The organism is Micromonospora sp. NPDC047738, from assembly GCF_040642675.1.
Classification (GTDB): domain Bacteria; phylum Actinomycetota; class Actinomycetes; order Mycobacteriales; family Micromonosporaceae; genus Micromonospora.
Genome location: NZ_JBEYSO010000043.1, coordinates 13,754 through 35,485, shown reverse-complemented (window position 1 = coordinate 35,485; position 21,732 = coordinate 13,754). Strand labels below are relative to the sequence as shown.

Here is a 21,732-nt window from a genome sequence, read left to right as displayed (position 1 = left end):
CTGGTGTCGCGGGCTCGTTCGCCGGTCGTCAGGGGTCTTGCTGGTGGCGTCGGTGGATTCTTGATCGTCCAGCCTGGCGCGTGGCTTTACCATGACGGCGTGACGCCCTCCCGATTGCCCGCGTCGGTCGGTGGCCGTTGGGCGGGGCTTGTCGTTGAGGTGGAGGTACCGGTCCGACCGCGCTTGCGCGTCGAGGTTGCCGGTGGTCGGCGGCTGCTGCTGCGTCAGGACGACCGGGTTGTGTTGCTGGGCCGGCAGCGGGCGATGCATCAGGGTGTGTACTACGCACGAACTGGCCGATACCGCTCGCCGATACCGCCGATCACGGCCGCGCAGGCCCGGCACCTGCGTGCGAGCAGCGAGGACGAGGATGCGTGGGCAGCGCGGTGGACACACCAGTTCACGAGTTGGCTGCAGGCCGCGGTCGACGGGCCGTTGCACGCCGGCCGCTGGATGTTGGCCTGGGGCATGCCGAGGTGGGCTGTCACCACGCACTGGCAGCGTCTGCGCGTGGTTGACCCTGACCAGGGTCACATCACATGGTTCGGTTACGGCGATCCGGACGAGGACCAGCGGGACGTGCTACCGCTGCGCCGGCTATCGGCGGTGGACGCCGGCCGGGTACGTTCCTGCCGTCGTCAATATCGCGAGGGTATCCTCCCACCGGTGTTGCTGTGGTGGGTGAGCGGGCTGCAAACGCTCCTCGTGCTCGACGGTCACGACCGGATCACCGCGGCCCTGGCCGAAAATGTCGTGCCCGACGTGCTCGTACTCGCTCCCGCAGCCGATCCGTCGTGGATCTCATCCGTCCAGCGCCGGCCGATTCGGGAGTACCAAGGCCGCCTGGGCCATTTACAGGCGCTTGCCGAGCAGGACGACCAGATAGCAAAGGCGCATCTCACCAATATGACCCGCCGCATCGCCGCTGACCTCGAAGACATCGCACGTACCGAAGGCCGTACCAGAGCCTGGCCGCTGCCCGGCGGAACGATGGCTTGGGCGCGACACGCGGCCACGATCGCACCGGACTGGACCACCGAGTCGGCGTAACGCCGATGCCCGGCCCGCCACGCCGCCTTCGCCTGCGCCACCGCCCGTCGGGTCGTGCGGTCGGTGCCGGTAAACCCCATGGCAAGAAGGCGGGCATGCACCACATCGGCGCGGATACGGCCCTGCGACGCCTCCACCAACTCCTCGATCTTCGGCATGAACACGTCAACCGCCTTCGGCCGGCGGACCCGCACCAACGGGTCCCGACCTTCCTCACGCAGCTGCACATACCGCGCGACGGTCTTCTCGTCGACCCCGACCAGCCGCGCAGCCGAATGCGCACAGCGGGTCAGGTCGAACGCCTCCAAAATCTCCACGATCTCCCTGTCAGACTTGGTCACGGATCCCCTCGGATCGGATCGGCACTTGATCAGCAGTCAGCAGCCAACCCCGACCGAGGGGATCTCTATGTTCATCGACGAAAGTCAGGCGATTCCGGAAGAGCACGTGACCGCAGGCACGGAAATCTCATGTCCGCCAGCCCGGAGCAAACTGTCCGCCTACCCGGAGCATGCCGTGTCCGCTGGCACTGCCTCGAGGCGCGGCGCGAGCGGCGCGTGGAACCGTCCGATCGCCAGGCAGACTCGTTGATCAACCGGCAGAGCCGGGCCGGGATCGCGGCCTTGTGTCTGGCCATGACGGACGAGATGGGCTCCACCGGGACGGCCAACTGGCCCCACCACGGGCCGACTGTCGCTGCTCTCGGCTACCGAACGTAGTCAGCGCTGGTGCTTACCGAGCGGCGATTGGCGCCGACCCGCGCATTGTCTGCGGCAGATCCGTGACAAGGACAAAGCGCCGTCAAGCGGCTGCACCACGATGCCGCAACCGCCGTCGCGAACAGGATCCGGAACACCGGGGCAAGACCGCTTCAGCGACCGACCTGGATGGGTGATGGGTTGAAATATCAGCTCAGGGGCCTGCGGTATCTTCTTCACCAACACCGACCAGTGAACAGGTGCAGTTTCTGTCCCATTGCCGGACGTCTTACGTGAGGCGACAACCATATCCACATTGGAGGCCATGTCTCGATGAGTTCCTACACCATCACAATCGCCGCAGACGATGCCAGTCGAGCGACCACAACCCTGAAGGTCGAGGTCAGCGACACCATCTCGCGCATCACCGAACTGGTGGTACGCGCAGGGCAGGGGGACGGGCTGACCGCAGGCCGGATCCCCGCGGTCGATCTGGACCTGCTCTTGAAGGCGATCGCGCCCGCCGCCAGCGGGCCGCAGGCGATAACGACGCCGCCCGCTGCCGTATCCGACGAGGTGCCCGCAGCCGGCGGTATGTCCGTTGACGACGGGGAGCCCGCCGCCGAGTCGACGGCGGTCCAGTCCACCGCCCCTACAACGGTTGCCGATGAGCCGGCTGCGAGTAGCACGATGGAAGCTGACGCGGTTGACGTCGTGGTGCCCAAGCAGGTGTCACCGGCGACCACGGCAAGCGAGGTGAAGAAGGCCAGCCGGGCGTCGGGCGCTGGCGCGACCCGAAGCCGAGGGGGCAAGGGGAAGACCGCGGCGGGCGCCAAGGCCACGCGTACGGCAGGGAAGGCCACGAAGCGGACCTCCGAAGGTGCGGCCTCCGGGGGCGAGGGGCGGGTGTACCGGCGCTCACCGGCCGATCTCGAAGCGGTCTACCAGCAGGCCGGGAGTGTGAATGCCGTCGCCGACCACTACGACGTGCCGCGGCACACTGCCCAGGGGTGGATCCGCACGCTGCGCCGCCGGCAAGCCGGAGCAGCCTCTGAGTAGGGGAACCTGGCGCCGGGTCAGAACAGGCCAGCAGCAGCGTCGCTTCAAGGCGCGGGATAGAACCCGACCGCAGAGGCCGGTGACGTGCCGCGACAACGTCACCGCCTCCCGGCTGGCGGACACCTCCGACGGGCCACCGACCTTGAGCCCCCGCGGGAGCTGCCCGACCGGCCGATGCTCCATCGTTCTTGCACGCCGACAGTGGCGCGGCTTCACTCATCGGGCAGAGTCGCCGTGCCGCGCCTTGAACGCCCGATCAGCGGCAAGATTCGGATGCTTACCCGAGCCGGCTCCATGGCGAATATTCCCGTCACGGCGCGCGAATTCCCGAGTTCGGTTCGGTCGCTGAGGACTCGGGTCTGCGCGGACGTGACCGTTGGCGGGCACTTCACCAGTACGCGGTGTCGGTCCGTGGTTGGAAGTCGATGAACTCCAGCGGATCGTCGAGCGGATCCAGGCGGGGGAACTCGCGGGCGGCTGGCTGGCCCCGCAGCCAGCTGAGCAGGAGGTCGGTGAGTGTGCCCGCCAGTGGCGGGCCCTGTTCATGGTGGCGGGGTTCGACGATGAGCGGCCAACGGTCGGGCTCGCCGTCGGTCAGCCAGCCGAGGCTGTCGCCGTCGATGGAGCTCGCGAACGGCAGGAACCCGCCGGGTTCCGGCCAGATGGGCAGCGGGTGGTATTCGGGGAACTGGTCTCGCAGGTCCCGATACCACCCGAGCCGCTCGCGGGCGTAGGCGGCGAGGGTTGCGCCTGGGCGCAGCGGTGCGGGGAACGTCAGCCAGTTCGACCAGATGCCGGCGCCGTAGAGGTCCATGAGGGCGACGTATTCGGTCGGCAGGGAGGTGCCGAGTTCGGCGAACAGGTCGTCCCAGCTGCCGTCGCCGAGGCAGGGCGTGTCGGGTGGGGGCACGAGGAGGCGCAATGTGTCCAGCCCGCTGCCTGCGGTGAGGGCCTCGCGTTGCACCTGCTCAGGCACCAGGCGCGGTACAGGTGCTGGCGGAGCCCAGGCGTGCGCGTCGGGCAGGAAGGCGGTCCGGCGTGCACTCGCCGGCAGCGGGCCCAGGCTGCCACCGCCGGGCAGGTCCAGGCCGGTGTGTACCAGTGCGGTCAGTGTGTCCAACAGCGGCGTGCCGAAGTCGCGCCATGGGTTGACGCCAGCGTGCACGGCGTCCGCGTGGAATGTCACCACGGGCCATTCATCCGGGTTGTCGGAGGCGGCGGTGTTCCAGAACAGCAGGTCTGATCGTCGGGTCTCGCCCCAGGCGAGTAGGCCGCGGGCGGCCGGGTGGAACGCGGGCGGCTCGTGCGGCGGGACCAGCCGGGAGGAGATCCGGGCCCACCGGTGCTGCTGGCGTATCCAGGTGCCGTAGTCGAACCGTTCCGCCTGGGCGCAGGGGACGTGCAGCCAGATGTACTCGCCGATGTCTAGCGGCTCGTACGCCGAGGCGATTGCCTTGTAGTCGGCGGGCAGCCGCAGACCGAGCCACGACTCCACCACCGCCCAGTCGATGGGAACCGGCGGGCTTTGCGGCGGCGGGCCGAACTGGTCAGCGAAGCGCGAGCAGTCCACAGCCAGGCATCATGCCAGCACCCACCGACGCAGCGTGGTGAACCTGGTCAGCGGCGCCGTGCCACGATGTGCGGGGCCTGCTCCACCAGCGCTCACCGGGAAGTCAGCCCGCCCCAGTTGATCCGGTACGGAAGGGCCCATAGGGACTGCCCCCTGTGGGCCCCGGCCCACCGGCCGTGGGTGCCGCTTCTGACCCCGTGTCGATGGGTCAGCGATGAGCTGGAGCGGTCGCCCCGCTCGGTGCAGTGGCGAATTGAGCGGCGATCCGTGAACGGCTGTTGCTGCGACGGCGGTCGACGTACGACCGGTGCCTGGATGGGCTGGCAGCAGCCGGTCCGCTCCGACGACACATGCACGATGAAGTGCCTCAACATGCAGGAACAGGGGCTCCTTTGCAGCGTGGGCGGCGGCAGGGCAGAGTGTGGCGACCTTCCTCGCACCACGGCGGGTGAGGCCGTCGCCGACATCATGATCACGGTGCCTCCGATGTAGGGCCGGCGAGGCAGCGGGCCGATCCACCACCTTGGTGCGCGGGCCTGCTGGGCGTCGGCGGTCATACGGTGCGGCGCTCGGAGCAGCGGCCGGCCGCAGCTCGTCAACCGTGGCGCGCTGGTCGCGCGACGGGCCGTCGTTGGCCCCACGCCCGAGACGCTCCGCCCGACAGGGCCCACAGTTGTGCGCCGGCGATCCGCGGTGCTGGGGACACTGCCGGCTCCGGACGTCGGCCGGTGCGGCGATGCCGCCTCGCGGGCGCGCGCGTTTTTGGTTATGGATGGTTAAGGACGGTTCGTCGGACGTGTGCGTCCGGTCGTTCGGACGTGTACGTCCGGCCGTCTGGACGTGTGCGTCCGGCCGGTGGATAACCGGGGGGACGTGGACGTCCTCCCGGTTATCCACAGGTTCGTGCCGGTTATCCACAGGTTCGTGGACGTCGGTGGGGCGGCCGGGGTGCGGTTCGGCGTACGGGTCGAGGCTTGCCGGCAGCGGGCGGCGGCGGTGCGTCGCGAGGTCCCAGACGACGGGCCGGCGGTCCGCGGGCAGGAACGCTGTGTGTCGCTGGTCGCCGCGGCGGATGAGGCCGAGGCGTTCCAGCTCGTCCAAGTCGCGGCGTACGGATCGCACGGTCTTGCGGGCGTAGTGGGCGAGGCGTTCCTGGGAGGGGAAGGCGGCGCGACCGGCGGCGTCGGCGTGATTGGCCAGGCCGATGAGCACGGCGAGGCACTGTGGTGGGACGTCGGGGGCGTAGCTGAGCGCCCAGGAGACAGCTTCAATACTCATGGCGGGGCGGATTCTCCGATGTTTGTCGGTGGTTCAGAGGGCGGAGCCCGCAACCCGGAGCGTGCGTGCGGCTCATGGGCTGCGGTCGCAGCTGCGGCATAGCGGGCCGAGCAGCAGTTCCCCTGCTCGGCTCTGCGGCGGCCTGGCAGCCGCGCTTGGTGGCGGCGTTGAGGCATCGACAGGCCCTACGACGGTTAGGCGGAAACGCTGCTGCCAGCGACGTGTGGCGGGTTCGGCGATGAGGCGGTGTCCCGCCTGACGTCACCGCAGTGGTGGCCAGGCCGTCAGGCGGCTCTCGGTGTGGGCAGTAGCCGGTGTGGGGGTGCCAGCGGTCGTGTGGGCCGGAACCAGTCGGTGTACCGCGCGGCAGTGGCCGGGGTAGTGACTTGCGCCCGACCTCGTGCGAATGGTCGGGGGCGGGTCGCCGCTTGGTAGGCGCGGTGGGCGTCGCGTGCCGGCGGGCACGGGTACGGCTGGCCGGCGCAGCGCAGGTTGGCGCAGCGGTCGGGACGGTGGGCGTGGGGGAGGTGAGCGGATGCGACATCGGTGGCGAGCAGCCACAGCGGCACGTCGGTGACGGTGGGGGGTATGCGGTGGCGGTGCGGCTGGTTCATCGGTAGTCCCTTCGCGGGCAGTGTTGGCCTGGTGGCCGCCACCCCGGCCAGCGCTGTGGGGATGTGCGCTGTCGGGTACGCCGGGGTGGCGGCCGGCACGAGTGACGCTCGACTTTGCGCCTAGATCAAGTCGCCGACCGGCTTCTGGGATCAGCTGTCACCAGCGAGAGGCGGCCGGGCGCCGGATCGGTAAGGAGGCAGCCGCCGGCGGGCTGTCTTGACCGCAGCCGCCCGCCCGTCGACCGGGTGGCGTCGCCACGGCGATGCGGACGCCAATGCGAGGAACGGCTGTGCTCGTCACTGGTCGAGGCCTGGGTATTCGGCTGCCGTGACGTCGAGCTCTCCGGGGTCGGCGTTGTCGCGTTCGCGGCCGTCCCACTCGATACGGGCCTCGAGTTCGGCGCCGGTGAGGGCGGTCTCGACGGCGGTTTCGGCGGTGTCGAAGGCGTCCTCACGGCAGGTGGACGTCACCTCGGTGACCACGGTCAAGGTGAGGCGGACCTGCCAGCGGCGCGGCAGCAGCGGCAGGTCTACGGCGTCCAGGACCTGGTTGGCGGCGTCGACGTCGATGTCATGCGAGATGACCGCGTCGCGTAGCGCGTGCAACACCCGGCTGCGCAGCTGCGGCAGCGATTCCGCGGGCACGGTCGGCGGCTGCGTCTGCGGGGCGGTGTGGTGCTCGTCCAAGTAGGCCCGGATTTGGGTGGTGGTGTGGGTGAGCCATCCGAGTGGGGCGGGCTGGCCGGGATGGAAGGCGTCCCAGGCGTGGCGCAGGACGGATTCGAGCATCGGTGGTGCCTGGCTGGCCGCCGTGGGTTCGGTCATTCGGGTTCCTCTATGGCGTAGTTGGGGGCGCACCCGCCGCCTGTGTCAGACGGCGGGTGCGGTCGTGCTGGTCAGGGCGACGCCCGGCGCGTCGGGATGGATGCGCGGGGCAGGCGGTCAGGCAGTGGGCTGTTCGGGGTGGGGCCAGCCGTCGAGCACGGACGGGGGCAACCCGGCACGCAGCGCCCGGTCGATGAGCTGCGCGAGGGTGTAGCCGGGGTGGGCGGCCAGAGCGCGGTCGATGGCGACGCAGGCGAGCGCGCCCTCGCCGCGGCGCCAAGCGGCGAAGGCGAGCAGGCTGGCCGGTGGGGCTGCGAGGGGCGGGTGGGCGCGTCGGGTGATGTCGGCCCACATGGCGGCCTGCCAGGGCTTGTCGTCGGTGGCCCGCCAGGCGGCGTCGCGGATCGCCGGGACGGGGAGCAGGACGGTGAGCCAGGCCAGTTCGTCGTCGGTGAGGGTGTGCTCGGCGGCGTAGCGGGCGAACGCATCCCGGACGGCGTCGTCGCCGGCGCGGATCAGCCCGTCACGCCCGGCCTGGGTGATCAGGGCGCGGCGGCGGGATCTGGCGTGAGCGGTGGCGCGGGTGACGGCGACTCGGGCAGGCCCGGTGGTGGGCGCGACGCTGGCGACGAGCGCGGCCCGGTCGGGCAGGGCGTGGCAGCCGGCGACAATGGCGTGCATCGTGATGTCGCTGCGGCGCGGGTCGAACGGCACCCCATCGATGGGGCAGCAGGCGGGGTCCTGGCAGGTGTAGGAGAAGTAGCGGCCATCGGTGACTCGCAGGGCGTCGAAGATGTCGATGCCGGCGGCGGTCAGCCGCGGGATGACAGTGTCCATAACCGCGGTGACGGTGGTGGTAGGCCCGTAGCCGACGGCGATGGCGCGGGTGGCCGCCACGTTGGCGAGCATGCGGATCTGTGTCGGGGTGTATTCGTCGGCCCAGGCGGCGACGCCGCCGGGGTGGGGGAGGTCGGTGCGGCTGGCTACGACGACGCGGGTGCCGGTGAGGCCGATGATCACAATGCTGTCGATGGGATTGAAGCCGAGCAGGTAGGGCACGGCGGTGAGCAGGTCGCCGGGTGAGGTGATCGGTAGCCGGGGGATGTTCGGGTCGCTCACGATGTCTCCTGTTGTTTCCGAGATGAGGGCCCGGGCACGGCTGATCGGCCGTGCCCGGGCTGGAATGCGCGAAGTGGCCGGGCATGCGGCCGATAACGGTGGGGTGGGTTTCTCAGTCGGTTGCCGCTCACCGCCGTGCGGGCCAGTCATCTGGTGGACCGCGAGGGGCTCGGCGAGCGCAGGGGGCCTGAGCAGTTAGGCGTGCTCGAGGGCGGTGACGGCGGCGTCGGCGATGTGCCCGATCGCCTGCACCGGGTCGGCGACCTCGATGGTGGTGGTGTGGGTGAACGTGTGCCCCGGCAGGTCGGCGGGGCGTAGCCACAGCACCGGGCAGCCCGCCTGGTGCAGTGCGGTGATGAGGCGTTGGGCGGGACCGGTGTCGGGCAGGTCGCCGTCGGAGACGACGGCGAGCATTCGCAGCCGGCCGGGCTGGCGCAGCTGTAGGAGCTGGTCGGCGAGTTTCACCGCGTCGGTGAAGGCCCTGCTGCCGCCTGCGGCGGCGAGTTCCAGCACCTGGCTGGGTCGTCGCCGGGGCGGCACGAGCAGGGTCGGTCTGTTGCCGAAGGCGATGGTGGCGGTGACCGCCTGGTTGCTGCCGGCGGCGTGGGCGAGGATCCATCCGGCCGACGACATCGGCGCCGCGTAGGGGTGCATGGAGTAGGAGGCGTCGACGATGACGCCCAGGTGCAGGGTTGGTTTCGGTGGCGGCAGCTGCGTGCGTCGCGCCCATGGTGTGGCGGTGGGCAGGGTGCCGGCGGCGATCTGCGCGTGGGCGGTGATGGCGTGGCGGGTGCGCAGTCGTCCCGGCGGAGCCTGGCTGGGGCGGGTGTCGGGTTCGGGCTGGTGGGTGCGGGCGCGGCGCAGCTGGGCGGCGAGGTGACGTGCGGCGGCGTGTTCGGTGTGGGTGGGGTCGCGGCGGGTCCACCTGGCCGGTGCGGAGAACCGGGCGGTGAGCTGCTGGTCGCGGTATTGCGCGGGGGTGAGGCCGGTGGTGTGGGCGAGGTAGTCGGTGAGCGCTTGGGCGAGCAGGCCGGCGAACACGCCCCTGTCCGGGGCGGGTGTGTGGGGTTGGCGGTGCGGGTTGATGTCGAGGATCCGGCACCACCGCCACGCCAGGTCGATCATGGTGTCGGCGTCGCTGTCGTCGGTGGTGTGGGCCTGCCGCCACAGGTCACGCAGCTGCAGCAGCCGCTTGCGCCCGAGGACGGTGGTGATGGCGGCTCGGATTCCTTTGGTGTCTTTGGCGGTGAGGATGCGGGCGTCGACCCGCGCCAGCAGAAGACCTGCAAGGTGTGCGGCGTGCCAGAGGTCGTCGACAGCGCCGTCGTCGGGGCTGATCAGGGTGGTGACGGTGTGCCGCAGCCACCTGCGGTCACCGCGCCGGCGGCTGCGCTGCCGGTACTCGATGCGGGACTCCTCCAGCAGCTCCGCGACTGCGGCGACAACAGCGGGGGTGCCGGGCGGGGTGCGCCACAGGCTGTGGGCGGCGTGGGCGGCTTCGTGCACCAGCAGCCCGTACGCGGTCGGGACGAGGCGTTTGTGGCCTGGGCGGCGGGGGTTGGCGATGTCGGGGGCGCCGATGTAGGTGGCGTCGACCTCGATGCGGCCGGCGTCCGGGTAGCAGCAGGCAGGGGCGCCGCCACCGGCGCCGGGGGCGACGGTGACGGTCAGGTCGGTGCGGCCGGTCAGGGTCGGGATGTGCCGGGTCCAGGCGTCGCTCCATACCTGCCAGTCCGGGTCACCCGCCGTGGTCGCGGCCGGGCCGGTCTGCAGGTGACTGTGAGGGTGAGGCATCAGGTTCTCCTTGTCAGCGCTGTTTGCCGAGGGTCAGCGCGGTGATGTCGGTGCCGAACTGCTGCCGCAGCGCGGCGAGGACCTGCTCGCGGTCGTCGGTGGGGGCGCGGCCGGCGAGGTTCGCCACGGCTGCGGGCAGGCCGAGGGTTTTGCGGACGCGGGCGAAGCCGAGCAGCTCCCGCAGTTGCGGCGCCCAGCCGACGCGCCCGGCGGCGAGGTCGCCGTTGAGGGCGATGGCGGCTTGGACGGCGGGGTTGGGGACGCCGAGGTGGCGGGCGAGGTCCCAGTCGGTGGTGACCTCGATGTGCACGTCGAACCGGGAGGCGAGGGCCTCGGTGAGGATGGCGCCGTGCACGCCGGGGTTGTGGCCGGCGATGACGTAGAACCCATCGACGGCTTCGACGCGTTCGTTGCGGTAGCCGGGGATGGTGATGACCCGCCGGCCGTCCATGGCCGGGTAGAGCACGGCGAGGACTTTCGGGGGGATGAGGGTGGCGTCGTCGACCAGCAGCGCCCGCCCTTGGCGCATGGCGGTGACGAGGGGCCCGTAGACGAACTCGAACCCGCCGTCGGGCAGCGGGATGAAGTTGCCGAGGAAGTCCTCCACCACCGTGTCGCCCGTGCCGGCGATGGTGAGCAGGTCCGGGAACGCGGCTTCGACGAGCGCGGTCTTGCCCGTGCCCGGCGGCCCGTAGAGCAGCACGGGGATACGCTTCTCCCGCAGCCTGCGCAGCACGTCCACGTCGGTGGCGCCCGCGAGCTTGCGCGGGAAGTACAGGTCACCGTTGGGGCGAGAGACGGGCTGCCGCCGACCTGCCCCGCGGCCACTGCGGGGTGTGCGCGGGGCGGGCGGTGGCATCGCCCCGGCCGCGTCGATCCCGGCCTGGGTGATCTGAAACCGGTGCGGGCCCGTCTGGTGCGCGGCGTACCCGGCGGCCGCCATCTTCTTCAGGGCTTCGAACACGGCGCCGGTGGAGCGGGCGGCGATCGCCGTGGTCAGCTCCCCGACCTTGAACACCCGGTCGGGGTGCGCGGCCAGATGAGCGGCCACCTGCCGGTAGAGGTAGCCGGGCCGGCGGCCATCACCCGGGTCTGGCGGCGGAGGGGCGCCGCCGGCGATCGGGGTTGGGGTTGGGGTTGCAGGGTCCATGCAGGCCTCCTGTGATCTGGGATTGGGCCCGCGCACCCCCGTCTCCGGGTGTGCGGGCAAGCGGGTGCGGTGTCCGCGCGGTGGAGACGGGGCGGTTGACGGGCCGGGCCCCGTTGGCAGGGACGGCCGGCAAGCTCCGTGAGGTGCTCAGCAGGCAGCCCAGAAGGGCTGCGGCTCGGTGATGCCGCCGCCACCGGGTGGTGGGCGACGACAAGGAACACACCCGCACCGGGATTGATCAAGTCGATCCGGCAACGGGTGCGTCAGTGCGGTTACCTGCGGCGGAGGGTGACCTCGCCGCGGGGGCGTCGGGAAATGCCGATGGTCAGGCCGAACACGCTGCCGTCGGACAGCTCCAGCCACACCCCGCGGTCCAGAGTCAGGACCCCGGCGTCCCGGTACGTGCGCGCCGACGTGATCGCCACCGGCAGCCCGTCGTCGTGGGTGAGCTGCGGCAGGTCGACGTCGTCGCACAGCTCGTCCAGGTCGGCGCTGGTCAGCAGCCTCAGGACGAGGGCTTGCAGGATTTCCTCGTGGGTGTACTCGCCGAACTCGTCAGTCAGGTCGTCAGGCATCAGCTGCTCCCTTCGTCGCCGTAGCTGGAGTGCTGGCGGGGGAGGGCGGGTCGGGGATGTCGCCTGCGATGCGGTCGCAGTCGTACGGGTGCACCGGCAGCCAGGTCCAGGCCCGGCCCATCACGACGTACCGGCCGTCGGAGTTGGGGCTGATCCGTTCGGTGGCGTCCGGGTCGTCGTGCACGCGGGTTTCGTCGGCGACGATGACGTCGCCGTCGAACCACAGCCGCGCCATAGCCTCGTCGACCATCCGGTCCTGCCGCTGCCCGCTGATGCCCTCAGCTGCGAGCTGTTGCCGGTAGCGGTCGCGGGCATCGCGCTGCTCGGCGACGATCGCCTCGGCTACCTGCCGGGTGCAGGTGAACACCGCCCACCCGTTCCACGTGTCCACCAGGGTGCCGACGAACCCGACCGGGATCCGCATCTGCCCGTCGCCGTTCGGCGCCCACGCCCAGTCTCCGCCGAAGACGCCTGGCCCGCCGGGGCGCACCCGGTCGGGAGCGAGGTGGCTGATGTCGCGGTCGTCGCCGTGCGGGTGCAGCACGATCCGGCACTGCCGGGCCACCTCGGCTTCGGCGGCGTTGTCGAATCCGTCGCACCACGCCCACCGCGTCTGGTCGCGCTGGCGGGCTGTCAGGTCCTCCCACGTCGGAGCACCCTGCGGGGCGTGCTCGGCATACCGGTGGCGGTCCTCGGCGAGGATGTACCGGTCGGCGGCTGGCAGCCCGTCGATGACGGGCGGGTCCACGTCGTCGATGCCGGCCAGCACCTGCCGCGCGACCTCGCGGCCATCGCCGGTGGCCCTCCCGCCGATGACGTTCTGCGCCCACCACACGGCTGCGTCCCGGCCAGCCGCCGCGCCAGCGATCCGCAAGCCGTCGAGCACCTGCTCCCAGCCGGGGTCGCCGGTCTTGTCGGCGGGGATCCGCCGGACGCGGTCGCCGGCCTCGAGAAGCATCGACAGGCGGGAACCGCTGTCCCAGTTCACCTCGAGGACCTGCTGATCCGGGTTGTAGTGGCGCACCGTGCCCTCGTCACCCGGACGCAGAAGAGTGTGCGGGTCGCTGGTGTGCTCAAGCGCCACCCGCTCGCCAGGCTGGTAGGTCATCGGGTCACCGCCCGCGCCGTCAGGACGGCGTGGCAGCGGGCGGCGACACCGTCGCGGACGGCGTCGGTGAACCCGTCCCGCACCGCGTCGACCACCAGCGCCTGATCGTGGTCGAGCAGCTCCGACCAGCCGGGGGCGCCGGCCGGCGCGTGGGCCTGGTAGCGGTCGGCGTCGTAGCCGGCGACGTCGAAGCGGGGCAACGCCGCCAGGACGCCGTCGTCGCTGCTGTCGATACCGCCCAGGACCGTTCGGGCGGTCTGCGCCTGCTCGGACGCGCCGCGTCCCTCGAGGGCGTGCTGCTGCCACCAGCCCACGGCGAGCATCCCCTCACGCTCACCCGCGTTACGCAACGCCAGCAGCACGTCCGAGCCGACCGGCGAAACGGCCGCCTGCTGGGGGCTACGGGAAACGGCGCTGGTTTGGAGACTGGCGTAGGGGGATGCGGAGGTGGCCGGGTCGAGCCAGTCGGCGGCGAGCAGCACCCCCTCACGGCGGTAGCGGCCCGCCACGGTCCGCTCATTGGTGACCCGGCGCAGCCACCCGGCCAGCTCGGCGCGGATCTTGCGGGAGGCGGTGGCGTAGCGGGCGCGGGCCTCGCGGGCCCGCCGGTTCGCCTCCTGCGCGTTGCGCCGGTCCACGTGGGTGTGCAGGTCGAGCAGCCACTGGTGCTCCGCGGTGCTGATCCAACCGGAGCGGGAGTCGCTCAGCAGCCGGCGCAGCGCCTCGGCGTAGTAGTCGTCGCCGTAGCGCGGGGTCTCGTCGTGGTGGACCAGGGTGTTCTGGATGTTCTGCAGCCGGCGGCCCAGGGCGACCCAGTCCGTGTGGTCCTCGGGCCGGGTCCCCGGTTGTTTCCTGCTGCTGATGTGGTCCGTGTCGGTCACGGTGATGTCCTCTCGGAAGGGATGGGGATCCGCAGCGGTCGGCGCCCAGAAGGCCGCCCCGCCGGCGGGATCCGCGGTTTGTGGATGTGGTGGTTCAGCCGATGACGCGGCGCGCGGCGGCGAGGTGCGCGGCCCACGCGGACAGGCGGCTGATCTTGACGACGTCGCCGCTGTGCGGGGCCTGCACGATCAGCCCTTGCCCGAGGTAGAGGCCCACGTGCCCGGGCTTGGCGGTGGTGCCACGGCTGCCGGGAATGAACAGCAGGTCCCCCGGCCGCAGGTCCCGGTAGTCGGTGACCGGCCGGCCGGCGTCGATCTGGTCGCTGGTGGTGCGGGGCAGGCTGATGCCGGCGGCCCGGTAGGCCTGTTGCATCAGCGACGAGCAGTCGCATTGGCGGGCGGGGATGCCGGAGTGCGGTGCGGTGCAGTCCCCGCCAAAGGTGTACGGGCTGCCGAGCTGCGCCAGGGCCCAGCCAATCGCCGTCACGACCGGCCCCGGCGTGCCCGCCGGCAGGGTGAACCCCGCCGGCAGCGGCACCTGCTCACCGCCGGCCTGGCCGTCACCTGCGTCGAACAGGCACAGCGGGTTGCTCATCGCCTGCTCCAGACCCTCTGCGACTGGCCCGGCGGGGGTGCCGCCGGCAAGGACGCGGACCAGGGCGATCGCGTCGTCCTCCCACTTCGCGTAGGCGCCGGGGTAGGCGGAGCGCTGCACCGCTTGGGCGGCGTCGGTCAACGGCATGGCCTGCCAACCGTCGACGGCTAGCAACGCCCGGTAGAACCTGCCGGCCGCGTAGCGCGGGCCCTGTAGTTGGGCGGGTGTGCCCCAGCCTTGGGACGGGCGCTGCTGGAACAGCCCCACCGAGTCGCGGTCCCCGCCGGGGAGGTTGCGCAGGGTGGACTCCTGCATGGCGGTGGCCAGGGCGATGACCCAGCCTCGGGGCGGGACCTTGAGCTCGACGCCGACGGACACGATCACCGTGGCGTTGGTGACCTGCTCGCCGGTCCACCCTCCGACGTCGGCGGCGGGCGGGGGCACGGTGACGGTGGGCAGCAGTGGCTGCCGGTCCGGGCCGATAGTGCCGTCGCAGGCGGCCGAGGCGGTGCCACCGCCGGTGAACAGCATTCCGATCCCGCCTGCGCACAGCATCAGCACGGCGAGCACCCCGGCGACGATGGCGGCGAGACCGCGCCCGCTCACCGCGGGGCCGCCACTGGCTGCGGGGCGTAGCGCGCTGCGGGGGAGCGGCTCGCGGGGGTGCAGGTCGCATCCGGTGACTTGGACAGGCAGCCGGCGAGCCGGTAGCGGGCCAGGTGCTGCCCGTCGTCGGTGTGCACGGCGACCGTGGCGGTGAGCGGGTCGATCAGGTAGATCCACTCCGCGTCGAGGTGCCGGGCCTGGGACAGCGGGAACACGGTGACCGGTTCCGGCGCCTCGATGGCACCGTCGGTGGTGCTGGCGAGGGTCATGCCGACGCCGGGCACCGGGCGCTGCCCGCCGAACCCGGATCCGGTAGCCGCGGTGGTAGCCGGGTCGAGGTACTCCCAGTCGGAGGCGAGGATCGCGGTGTTCAGCGCTTCGGCGTCGCGGCGGGCGTGGCCGACCCAGATCGCGGCGAGGGTGGGCACGACGACGCCTGGGTGGCCGTCGAAGAGCACGAACCGGGCGTGCACGAGGTGCGGTTTCGCGGAATCGGTGGTGCCGATGAAGCAGTGGGTGCTCACGGGGCAGGTCTCCTTCGCAGCAGATGCGGGAATGGGAGGCATGCGCGGCCGGCGGTCGAGACGCTGGACGTGCCGGCGGCTGCTGGGACGGTCACGGCTCGTCCTGTTGCGGGGGCGCCGGCCAGGGGGCGGGCTTGGCGCGCCAGCCGAAGATCGGGTCGCTGGTCTCGACCGATCCGCAGCGGCTGCAGCGGATGTAGGTGTCTTCGCCAAAGCCGGCCATGGACGGCATCTCGTCCTGGACGAACTCGTCGACGGCCCCGCACACCCGGCAGCGCAGTGACGTCCCGTCGGGCCCCCACGTGATGAAGATCGGCTCCTCGTCGGTGGCGTCAGGTCGCCGTCGCCGGCCGGTCATGCCATGCCCCCGCGCCCCGCTGCTGCTGGCCGGCTGGGCGGTGGCGGTGAGGAGAGCGGTCAGTCCCGGGTAGGTGGCGGGGACGTCGCCCGGGTCGGGGATGTCGTCGATGAGCAGCAGCGGATGGTCATCGCCGCGCGGATGGGTGAGCTGATAGAGGCGGCCGTCGGCGTCGACCGCATCGATGCGGCGGGCCTGCCGTGGCCCGCCGTCGATCGTGCGGATGTCGGAGTAGCAGGTGGCCCAGGCCAGCAGCCGCGCATCGGGTTCGGTCGCCCGGATGAGGCGGACGATCGTGTCGAGGGTGGCCTGGTAGGGCGTTGACGCGTGGCGCTGGCGCAAGCCCGCGGCGAGGCGGTGCAGCAGAGCGGGCAGGCCAGCGGGATCAGCGAGCAGGTCGCCGCGGCGCAGCGGGAATTCCACGCTGCGCAAAGCGTGCGCGGGCGAGGCCGTGTGCAGGGGCCGGGTATGGATGAGCAGCAGCGTCGGGAGCTGGCCCCAGCCCAGATGCTCGGCGTCGACGTCGGTCGCCAGGAGGCAACCAGCCAGGGCGTGGACAGCGGTGAAGGACAGCACAGGGATCTCCCTTGTCAGGGCGGAAATGGGGGAGGGCCCCGCAACTGGGTGGTTGCGGGGCCCTCAAGGAGTCAGATCTGTCAGTGGTGGTGGCGGTCGCGGCTGCGCCCCACTGGGGTGGCCAAGGGACGGTGGCCGTGCACACCGGCGCCGGAACGTTTCGCGTGGTACATCGCCGCGTCCGCCTCGGCCAGCAGCTGACGGGGGTTGGTGGATAGGTAGGCGGGGTTGTGGGTGTAGCCGACGGAGCCGCTGACACTGACCTCGCCGCTGTCGAGCGGGAAGGGGGCGGCGCCGATGGCCTGCCATGCGGCGCGGGCGGCAGCGGCCACGTCCTCGTGGTCGCCGCGCACGAGGAGGGCGAACTCGTCGCCGGACAGCCGCGCGGCCATCTCCACCGGTACGTCAAGGGCGGCGAGGAGGCGGCCGACGTGGGCGAGCAGCATGTTGCCGGTGTCGTGGCCGAGGGTGTCGTTGACGGTCTTGAACCCGTCGAGGTCGAGCAGCACCACCCCGACCGCCGCCCGGTCGGCGAGGGCGGCGCGCAGTCGGGTGAGGAACAGCCGCCGGTTGGGCAGCCCGGTGATCTCGTCGTGGGTGGCCTGGTAGCGCGCGACTTCGAGGGCTTGCTGTTGACGCCACAGGAGGGCGCTGGCGAGGGCGAAGCCGGCGAGGATCCCGCCGACGGTGGTGACGATTCCTTGCAGGATGGGAGACACTGAGTTGCTCCTTTGCAGGAAGGAGCACCGGGGGCGGGCGTGAGGCCGCAAACTTCGACGCCCGCCCTCGGGCTACCTGACGAGTGGGACTACCGGCCGCCGGCGGCGGGGGCGAGTTGAAAGGTGGCCGGGCGTTCGACGGTCTGCACGGCCGTGCCGGCGGCGACCAGCTTGATCGCCGCGTTGTACACCGCGCCCTGGCTGGCTTTCCTCGCGCCGCTGCCGGCGTTCGCGGCGTCGATGAGCTTGCACAGCTCACTGGTCTTGTACTGCCGGTCGGGGTGGCCTTCGAGGATGTCCAGTACCGCACCCCGCAGGGAACCCTTCACCCGGCGGCTGTTCCCCGTCGCGGCTGCCTGCCCATGCGTGTCGGCCTCGGCCTCGCCCCCGGCCTCGGCCTCGCCCCCGGCCTCGGCCTCGCCCCCGGCCTCGGCCTCGGCCTCGGCGTCGGCGTCGGCGTCGGCGCCGTCGGGGGCGGCGTCGGACTGCTGACGGTCGTGGCCCGCCTCTCCCGAGGACGGCTGCTCGTCGCCGCTACTGGGATACGTGACCGTGTCCAGGGGAGCAGGCGCGCCGCCGGTGGAAGCCAGGGCCGGGGACGCACTGTCCGTGTCCGGGGCTGCCGGTACAGGGGGTTCGCCGTCCCGTTCAGGCCTGTCGGCGCCGAGGGGATCGGTCGGGGTGGCGGTGTCCGAGGTGGCGACAGCGGTCCCGTCGGGTGGCGTGTCAGCCGCCCCCTGGGTGGAGGGTGGTGTGCCGGTGGTGGTGCGGCCGATGTCGGTCAACCGCCACATGGCGCGGTTGTCGTCGCTGCGGAACCGCTCGGCCTGCCCGGTCTTCTCCCAAGCGCGCAGCTTCGCCGTCGCCGTGGAATAGCCGAGCCCGGCGTGCTCGGCCACGGCCATGGCCGTGGCCTCGCCGAGCTCGCTGAGCGCGGCGAGCACCGTGAACATCGTGTGCGCCGGCACGGGCTCCGTTGCATCCGTCATGGGCACGTCCTTTCTGGTGTGGAGGTCAGCAGTGATCCACGCTTCGATCGCGCCGCTGATCAAGTGCGATGACCAGATCTCGGGACATCCCCTCGAGATCCGCGCCGCGGTCGGCCGCCAGCCGGGGGCGTGGCGTGCGTGGGAAGGAATGAGTGATCGGCCGGCGGGCGCCGGCTGGGTGCGGTTAGAACGAGGACGCGACGTCGGCGGGAGATGCCAGCCGGGGCCGGCTCGCTGCGCTCGGCCGCGGGGACTTGCGCCCCGTTGAGGTGGTGGGCCGGCCAGGCCATGGCGTACTCCGCACGGGGCAGCACGTCTTCGATGCCGACACCGTGGGGGAGGAACCTCCTGCCGATGAAGCGGGCTGAAAGAGGAACACGGCGGCCTGTACAGGCCAGGCGGGAGAGGGCGCCCCTGGCCCGGAGCACCCGGCCTGTAGAGCACTGACCGCCGCTGTGTGAGGCGGTGCGGCAGCTGGCCGTTGGGGCAGCTGCGGTGCGTCGACGGCCCAAGAGGAAAGCCGGCGCCTCAGGTTGACGCGGCATGGACCGATCGCTGGTGCCCCACAGCTGGGGTTGGGCCCGCAGCGGATTCCGGTTCGCTCGACGCCGGGGGGCGATGGGGCTATAGAGCGACGGCGAGTAGCCGTTGATCGGGTTCGAGGGTGTCGAGGTGGGCCAGGGCCTGCTCGAGGTAAGTGATGCGGTGGGCGAGGGCGTCGCTGGCCGGGGCGAGTTTGCGGCCGTCGGCGGTGAGCATCGCGTCGCCGGCGATGGTGCTGGCGGCGCGGTAATGCTGGTAGGCGATCTGGCCCGCCTGGTACATCTCCAGCTCGCCGACGCCGGGCTGGCCGGGAGCGGTGGCGGCGTGCAGGCGCATGGCGTGGACGCGGGGTTGGGCGTGGAAGTCCGCGATAGCCGTGTCGAGGGGGTAGCGGTAGGGGTCGGCGAGGTGGCGGGTTTCGAAAACCGGCCACGGGGTGGCCGGTTTCGTGCCGTGCACGACCTGCTGCCAGATCTGGTAGCGGATCCCGGCGCCGACAGCGGCGGCGTGCCGCAGTCCGTGCAGGTCGAGCAGCCGCACCGGGCCGCCTGCGCACGGCGCGGGCCTGCCCTTGCGCAGCCCGATCATCTGCTGGCGCTGCCACACGCGCAGCTGCGCGACCGCCCAGAACAGGGGCGCGAGAGTGCCGGTAACACCGAAGTGGGTGTCGAGCTGGGAGCTGGTGAGTGCCTCGGCAGGCAGCGCGTCGGGTAGGCAGATGACCATCGTGGCGATCGTCGGGGCCGGCGTGACTGGTCGCGCATTGGTGGCGGCCCGGGCAGGGCCTGGGCGAGGCGCGGGTACGGGCGGCGCCGTCACCGAGACCGGTCGTGCCTGGATGGCTGGCACACGGCTGCCGTGGCGGGTCAGCGGGGTGCCGTTGACAGTGGACATACGGCTGTCCTCCTTCGATGGGTGCACGCGGGCGCGTAGGAATGACCGGCCCACCGGGTGCGTGGGTCGGATCAAGGCGGAAAGGGGAGAGGTGGTGCGGGTGGCTGGTGCGACCTCGAGGGGCCGCCGCGCGGGCCGCGTGCCGACCGGCCGAAGCGGGTGGGCGTCGCGTACCGCTGGGGTGCGGCGGGGGATCCCTGAGGTGGGACCGAACCGGGGTGGAGCGATATCTGGGGTGTGGTGTTGCCGGAAAGGTAGCGGCTGCCACTCACAGCGCATCCCACCGGCAACAGCGACAGGAGGGCGGTTGACCTGCGCCGTGAGAGATCAACAGCCGCTGTCGGACGGCTGAGGCGGTTCGCGCTGTGAGTGGTCGATCCACTCACAGCCGATCTTGCGGTGTGACAGTCAGCAAGTGTCGGCGTAGGCGTCAACGTGCACAGCCAGGTACATCGTGCGTCCGAGCCTTCAACCGCCCACAGGAACAGGCGGCGGTCATCGTGACGTTCCGTTACCAGCGAGCCGGCATCGACCGTATGGCGCATCCGCTTCTGTCGATGAGCGTGCACTCGATCATCAAGCTAACCGTGATCGGATACCTTTCCGATCACGGTTCTCGCTCGTGGGATAGCGGAGCGACTCGCCCAGCCGCTAGCATCGCGCTGATTCCCGTCCCCCTTACGGAGACCTCCATGCGCGCACTTGCCGCCGCCGCCCTCGCGGGCGTGCTCGTGGCCGCCCTCCCGGCAACGGCCGCCCTGGCCGCCGACGCCAAGCCGGATATCGCGGTGACCTCCGCCGCCGACAAGGCCAACTACGCCGAGGGCGAGACCTTCACCATCACGGTTACGGTGAAGAACAAGAGCTCCGTCGACGCCAAGCACGTGCACTACACCGGCGGCGACAGCGAGGGCGTCGACGGCGTCGTCTACGGTGAGCTGTCGACCGGCTTCGACCTCGCCGCCGGCGCCACCAAGACCGTTCAGCTCACCGGCAAGACCAACCACGTGGCGTGGCAGTACGGCCACGGATACGTCGCCTTCGAGCTTACCGCCGACAACGGCGAGGCCAACGACGCCGACAACACCACCAGCGTGCGGCTGCTGGTGGCGGGCGCCTTCGACGATCTCGGCGGCTACGTCTTCCAGGGTGAGTCCTATGACGCCGAGTGGACGCCCCAGACGCCCGGCGTCCCGGGTGTCAAGGTCGTCGCCACCAGTGCCGACGGCAAGACGAAGTACGCCGAGGCCATCACGGACACCAACGGCCTGTTCCGTCTCGCCCACCTCCCAGCCGGCGATGTCCTGCTGACCTTCACCGCCCCGGCAGGCTGGAAGATCCTGGCCGGCGAGAACGGCGAGGACGACCACACTCCGGCGCAGGTCAGCGCCGACGACAGCGACGAGCCGCGCATCTTCGTGCCGGCGAAGAAGGTCGCCGTGAGCTCGCCGAGCGTCTCGCCGTCGGCGTCGGCGTCGGCGTCGTCGAGCAGCGTCTCGCCGTCGGCGTCGGCGTCGTCGAGCGCCGGCCCGGGCCTGCCGGTCACCGGCGGCAACACCATGCTGCTCGTCGGCGCGGGTGCGGTCGCCGTCGCGGTCGGCATCGCGCTGGCGCTCGTCGCACGGCGCCGCCGCGTACACCTGCAGGCCTGATCGACCGAGATCGCTCCAGCGGCCGAACACCCGCAGGCTGTAGCGTCCCCCGCTATGTCGAGCAAGGCGAAGGGCGCCGAGGCCCCAACACCCCGCGGGAGCCTCGGCGCCGCGCTTCCGGCCGCGACAACGCCTTGAGCGCGCGCTCCGTCGGGTGTTCACGTTCATGGTCCTCGTCGGCCACTCGAACATCCTCGACTTCGGGATCTTCTGTGGGGTCTGTGGCGTTGAACGTTGCCCTGGTCGGGGAGGTTCGCATAGTGAAGTTTTCGGCCCGGCGGCGTCCACCTTTCCATCGCGGTCAGCGCCCCTCCGATCGGCAACGAAGTACTCGGTGCGCATACCGAGCAGGTACCGCACGGTCGACGAGCAACGAGAGCGACCGATCCGGCTGCACCGGCGCGCCCGCCACTATCAGGGCAGAGTCTTGGGAGACCGCCGTCGAGTCAATTCCACCGACGAGATCAGGTTTACGCTCATGCCGTGATCAGCGCGCTGCGGAACGTCACGACGAGTCGGGCCGCCCAGCTCCCGGACATGCCGAGATGAGTGCAT

At 71.3% G+C, this 21,732-nt stretch carries 18 protein-coding genes and 1 pseudogene; 3 read left to right on the top strand and 16 right to left on the bottom strand.

The annotated features are described in order from the left end of the window. Positions 1-99 precede the first annotated feature (99 nt). Positions 100-1,050: a hypothetical protein gene (locus ABZ783_RS34305; protein WP_357446288.1), complete on the top strand. Its 951-nt coding sequence runs from the start codon at positions 100-102 to the stop codon at positions 1,048-1,050. Here the strand turns inward: ABZ783_RS34305 and ABZ783_RS34300 are convergent. Next, positions 1,050-1,391: pseudogene (locus ABZ783_RS34300) on the bottom strand (IS21 family transposase); the annotation flags it as partial. The gene ABZ783_RS34305 and the pseudogene ABZ783_RS34300 sit on opposite strands and share 1 nt — an antisense overlap. 690 nt (positions 1,392-2,081) lie before the next feature. Here ABZ783_RS34300 and ABZ783_RS34295 point away from each other — a divergent pair. Further along, positions 2,082-2,807: a hypothetical protein gene (locus ABZ783_RS34295; RefSeq protein ID WP_357446255.1), complete on the top strand. Its 726-nt coding sequence runs from the start codon at positions 2,082-2,084 to the stop codon at positions 2,805-2,807. A gap of 388 nt (positions 2,808-3,195) precedes the next feature. Here the strand turns inward: ABZ783_RS34295 and ABZ783_RS34290 are convergent, their stop codons facing one another. The 15 genes from ABZ783_RS34290 to ABZ783_RS34220 all read right to left on the bottom strand — a co-directional run bounded on the left by ABZ783_RS34290 (position 3,196) and on the right by ABZ783_RS34220 (position 19,357). Then, positions 3,196-4,377, bottom strand: a complete 1,182-nt coding sequence (locus ABZ783_RS34290; RefSeq protein WP_357446252.1) for a hypothetical protein — start codon at positions 4,375-4,377, stop codon at positions 3,196-3,198. Positions 4,378-4,386: 9 nt separating this feature from the next. Next, positions 4,387-5,655 carry a helix-turn-helix domain-containing protein gene (locus tag ABZ783_RS34285; RefSeq protein ID WP_357446249.1) on the bottom strand — a complete coding sequence of 423 codons (1,269 nt, stop codon included), beginning with the start codon at positions 5,653-5,655 and terminating at the stop codon, positions 4,387-4,389. A 911-nt stretch (positions 5,656-6,566) separates the two neighbouring features. Continuing rightward, positions 6,567-7,094: a hypothetical protein gene (locus ABZ783_RS34280; RefSeq protein WP_357446246.1), complete on the bottom strand. Its 528-nt coding sequence runs from the start codon at positions 7,092-7,094 to the stop codon at positions 6,567-6,569. 117 nt (positions 7,095-7,211) lie between these two features. Continuing rightward, on the bottom strand, positions 7,212-8,213 hold the full coding sequence (locus tag ABZ783_RS34275) for a DUF4192 domain-containing protein (protein WP_357446243.1): 1,002 nt from the start codon (positions 8,211-8,213) through the stop codon (positions 7,212-7,214). 195 nt (positions 8,214-8,408) lie between these two features. Further along, the gene (locus ABZ783_RS34270; protein ID WP_357446240.1) at positions 8,409-10,007 is read right to left on the bottom strand and encodes a VWA domain-containing protein; all 1,599 of its coding nucleotides are present in this window, start codon (positions 10,005-10,007) and stop codon (positions 8,409-8,411) included. Between the two features lie 13 nt (positions 10,008-10,020). Next, positions 10,021-11,157, bottom strand: coding sequence for an AAA family ATPase (locus ABZ783_RS34265; protein WP_357446237.1), 1,137 nt, complete (start codon positions 11,155-11,157; stop codon positions 10,021-10,023). Positions 11,158-11,429: 272 nt separating this feature from the next. After that, positions 11,430-11,732, bottom strand: a complete 303-nt coding sequence (locus ABZ783_RS34260; protein ID WP_357446234.1) for a hypothetical protein — start codon at positions 11,730-11,732, stop codon at positions 11,430-11,432. Next, positions 11,725-12,840, bottom strand: coding sequence for a DUF4314 domain-containing protein (locus ABZ783_RS34255; protein WP_357446231.1), 1,116 nt, complete (start codon positions 12,838-12,840; stop codon positions 11,725-11,727). The genes ABZ783_RS34260 and ABZ783_RS34255 overlap by 8 nt, the downstream gene beginning before the upstream one ends. Continuing rightward, the gene (locus tag ABZ783_RS34250) at positions 12,837-13,721 is read right to left on the bottom strand and encodes a hypothetical protein (protein WP_357446228.1); all 885 of its coding nucleotides are present in this window, start codon (positions 13,719-13,721) and stop codon (positions 12,837-12,839) included. Before ABZ783_RS34250 ends, ABZ783_RS34255 begins: the two co-directional genes overlap by 4 nt. Before the next feature lie 94 nt (positions 13,722-13,815). After that, entirely contained in the window at positions 13,816-14,922 is a 1,107-nt protein-coding gene (locus ABZ783_RS34245) for a C40 family peptidase (protein WP_357446225.1), read from the bottom strand. Continuing rightward, on the bottom strand, positions 14,919-15,446 hold the full coding sequence (locus ABZ783_RS34240; RefSeq protein WP_357446222.1) for a hypothetical protein: 528 nt from the start codon (positions 15,444-15,446) through the stop codon (positions 14,919-14,921). Before ABZ783_RS34240 ends, ABZ783_RS34245 begins: the two co-directional genes overlap by 4 nt. Positions 15,447-15,537: 91 nt before the next feature. Next, a complete protein-coding gene (locus tag ABZ783_RS34235) occupies positions 15,538-16,380 on the bottom strand; it encodes a hypothetical protein (protein ID WP_357446219.1) in 843 nt (280 codons plus the stop codon). An 80-nt stretch (positions 16,381-16,460) separates the two neighbouring features. Beyond that, positions 16,461-17,099 carry a GGDEF domain-containing protein gene (locus ABZ783_RS34230; protein WP_357446216.1) on the bottom strand — a complete coding sequence of 213 codons (639 nt, stop codon included), beginning with the start codon at positions 17,097-17,099 and terminating at the stop codon, positions 16,461-16,463. 89 nt (positions 17,100-17,188) lie between these two features. After that, complete coding sequence (locus ABZ783_RS34225) at positions 17,189-18,088, bottom strand: MarR family winged helix-turn-helix transcriptional regulator (protein WP_357446213.1); 900 nt, start codon at positions 18,086-18,088, stop codon at positions 17,189-17,191. A 624-nt stretch (positions 18,089-18,712) separates the two neighbouring features. Then, the gene (locus ABZ783_RS34220) at positions 18,713-19,357 is read right to left on the bottom strand and encodes a hypothetical protein (RefSeq protein ID WP_357446210.1); all 645 of its coding nucleotides are present in this window, start codon (positions 19,355-19,357) and stop codon (positions 18,713-18,715) included. Positions 19,358-20,217: 860 nt separating this feature from the next. On the opposite strand from ABZ783_RS34220, the gene ABZ783_RS34215 reads away from it, so the two are divergent. Next, positions 20,218-21,177: an SdrD B-like domain-containing protein gene (locus tag ABZ783_RS34215; protein WP_357446207.1), complete on the top strand. Its 960-nt coding sequence runs from the start codon at positions 20,218-20,220 to the stop codon at positions 21,175-21,177. Positions 21,178-21,732 lie beyond the last annotated feature (555 nt).

Coding starts and splice junctions, on each gene's coding strand:
- ABZ783_RS34295 (WP_357446255.1), top strand. CDS start 2,082: ATGAGTTCCTACACCATCACAATCGCCGCAGACGATGCCAGTCGAGCG.
- ABZ783_RS34285 (WP_357446249.1), bottom strand. CDS start 5,655: ATGAGTATTGAAGCTGTCTCCTGGGCGCTCAGCTACGCCCCCGACGTC.
- ABZ783_RS34280 (WP_357446246.1), bottom strand. CDS start 7,094: ATGACCGAACCCACGGCGGCCAGCCAGGCACCACCGATGCTCGAATCC.
- ABZ783_RS34270 (WP_357446240.1), bottom strand. CDS start 10,007: ATGCCTCACCCTCACAGTCACCTGCAGACCGGCCCGGCCGCGACCACG.
- ABZ783_RS34265 (WP_357446237.1), bottom strand. CDS start 11,157: ATGGACCCTGCAACCCCAACCCCAACCCCGATCGCCGGCGGCGCCCCT.
- ABZ783_RS34260 (WP_357446234.1), bottom strand. CDS start 11,732: ATGCCTGACGACCTGACTGACGAGTTCGGCGAGTACACCCACGAGGAA.
- ABZ783_RS34255 (WP_357446231.1), bottom strand. CDS start 12,840: ATGACCTACCAGCCTGGCGAGCGGGTGGCGCTTGAGCACACCAGCGAC.
- ABZ783_RS34225 (WP_357446213.1), bottom strand. CDS start 18,088: ATGACGGATGCAACGGAGCCCGTGCCGGCGCACACGATGTTCACGGTG.
- ABZ783_RS34220 (WP_357446210.1), bottom strand. CDS start 19,357: ATGGTCATCTGCCTACCCGACGCGCTGCCTGCCGAGGCACTCACCAGC.
- ABZ783_RS34215 (WP_357446207.1), top strand. CDS start 20,218: ATGCGCGCACTTGCCGCCGCCGCCCTCGCGGGCGTGCTCGTGGCCGCC.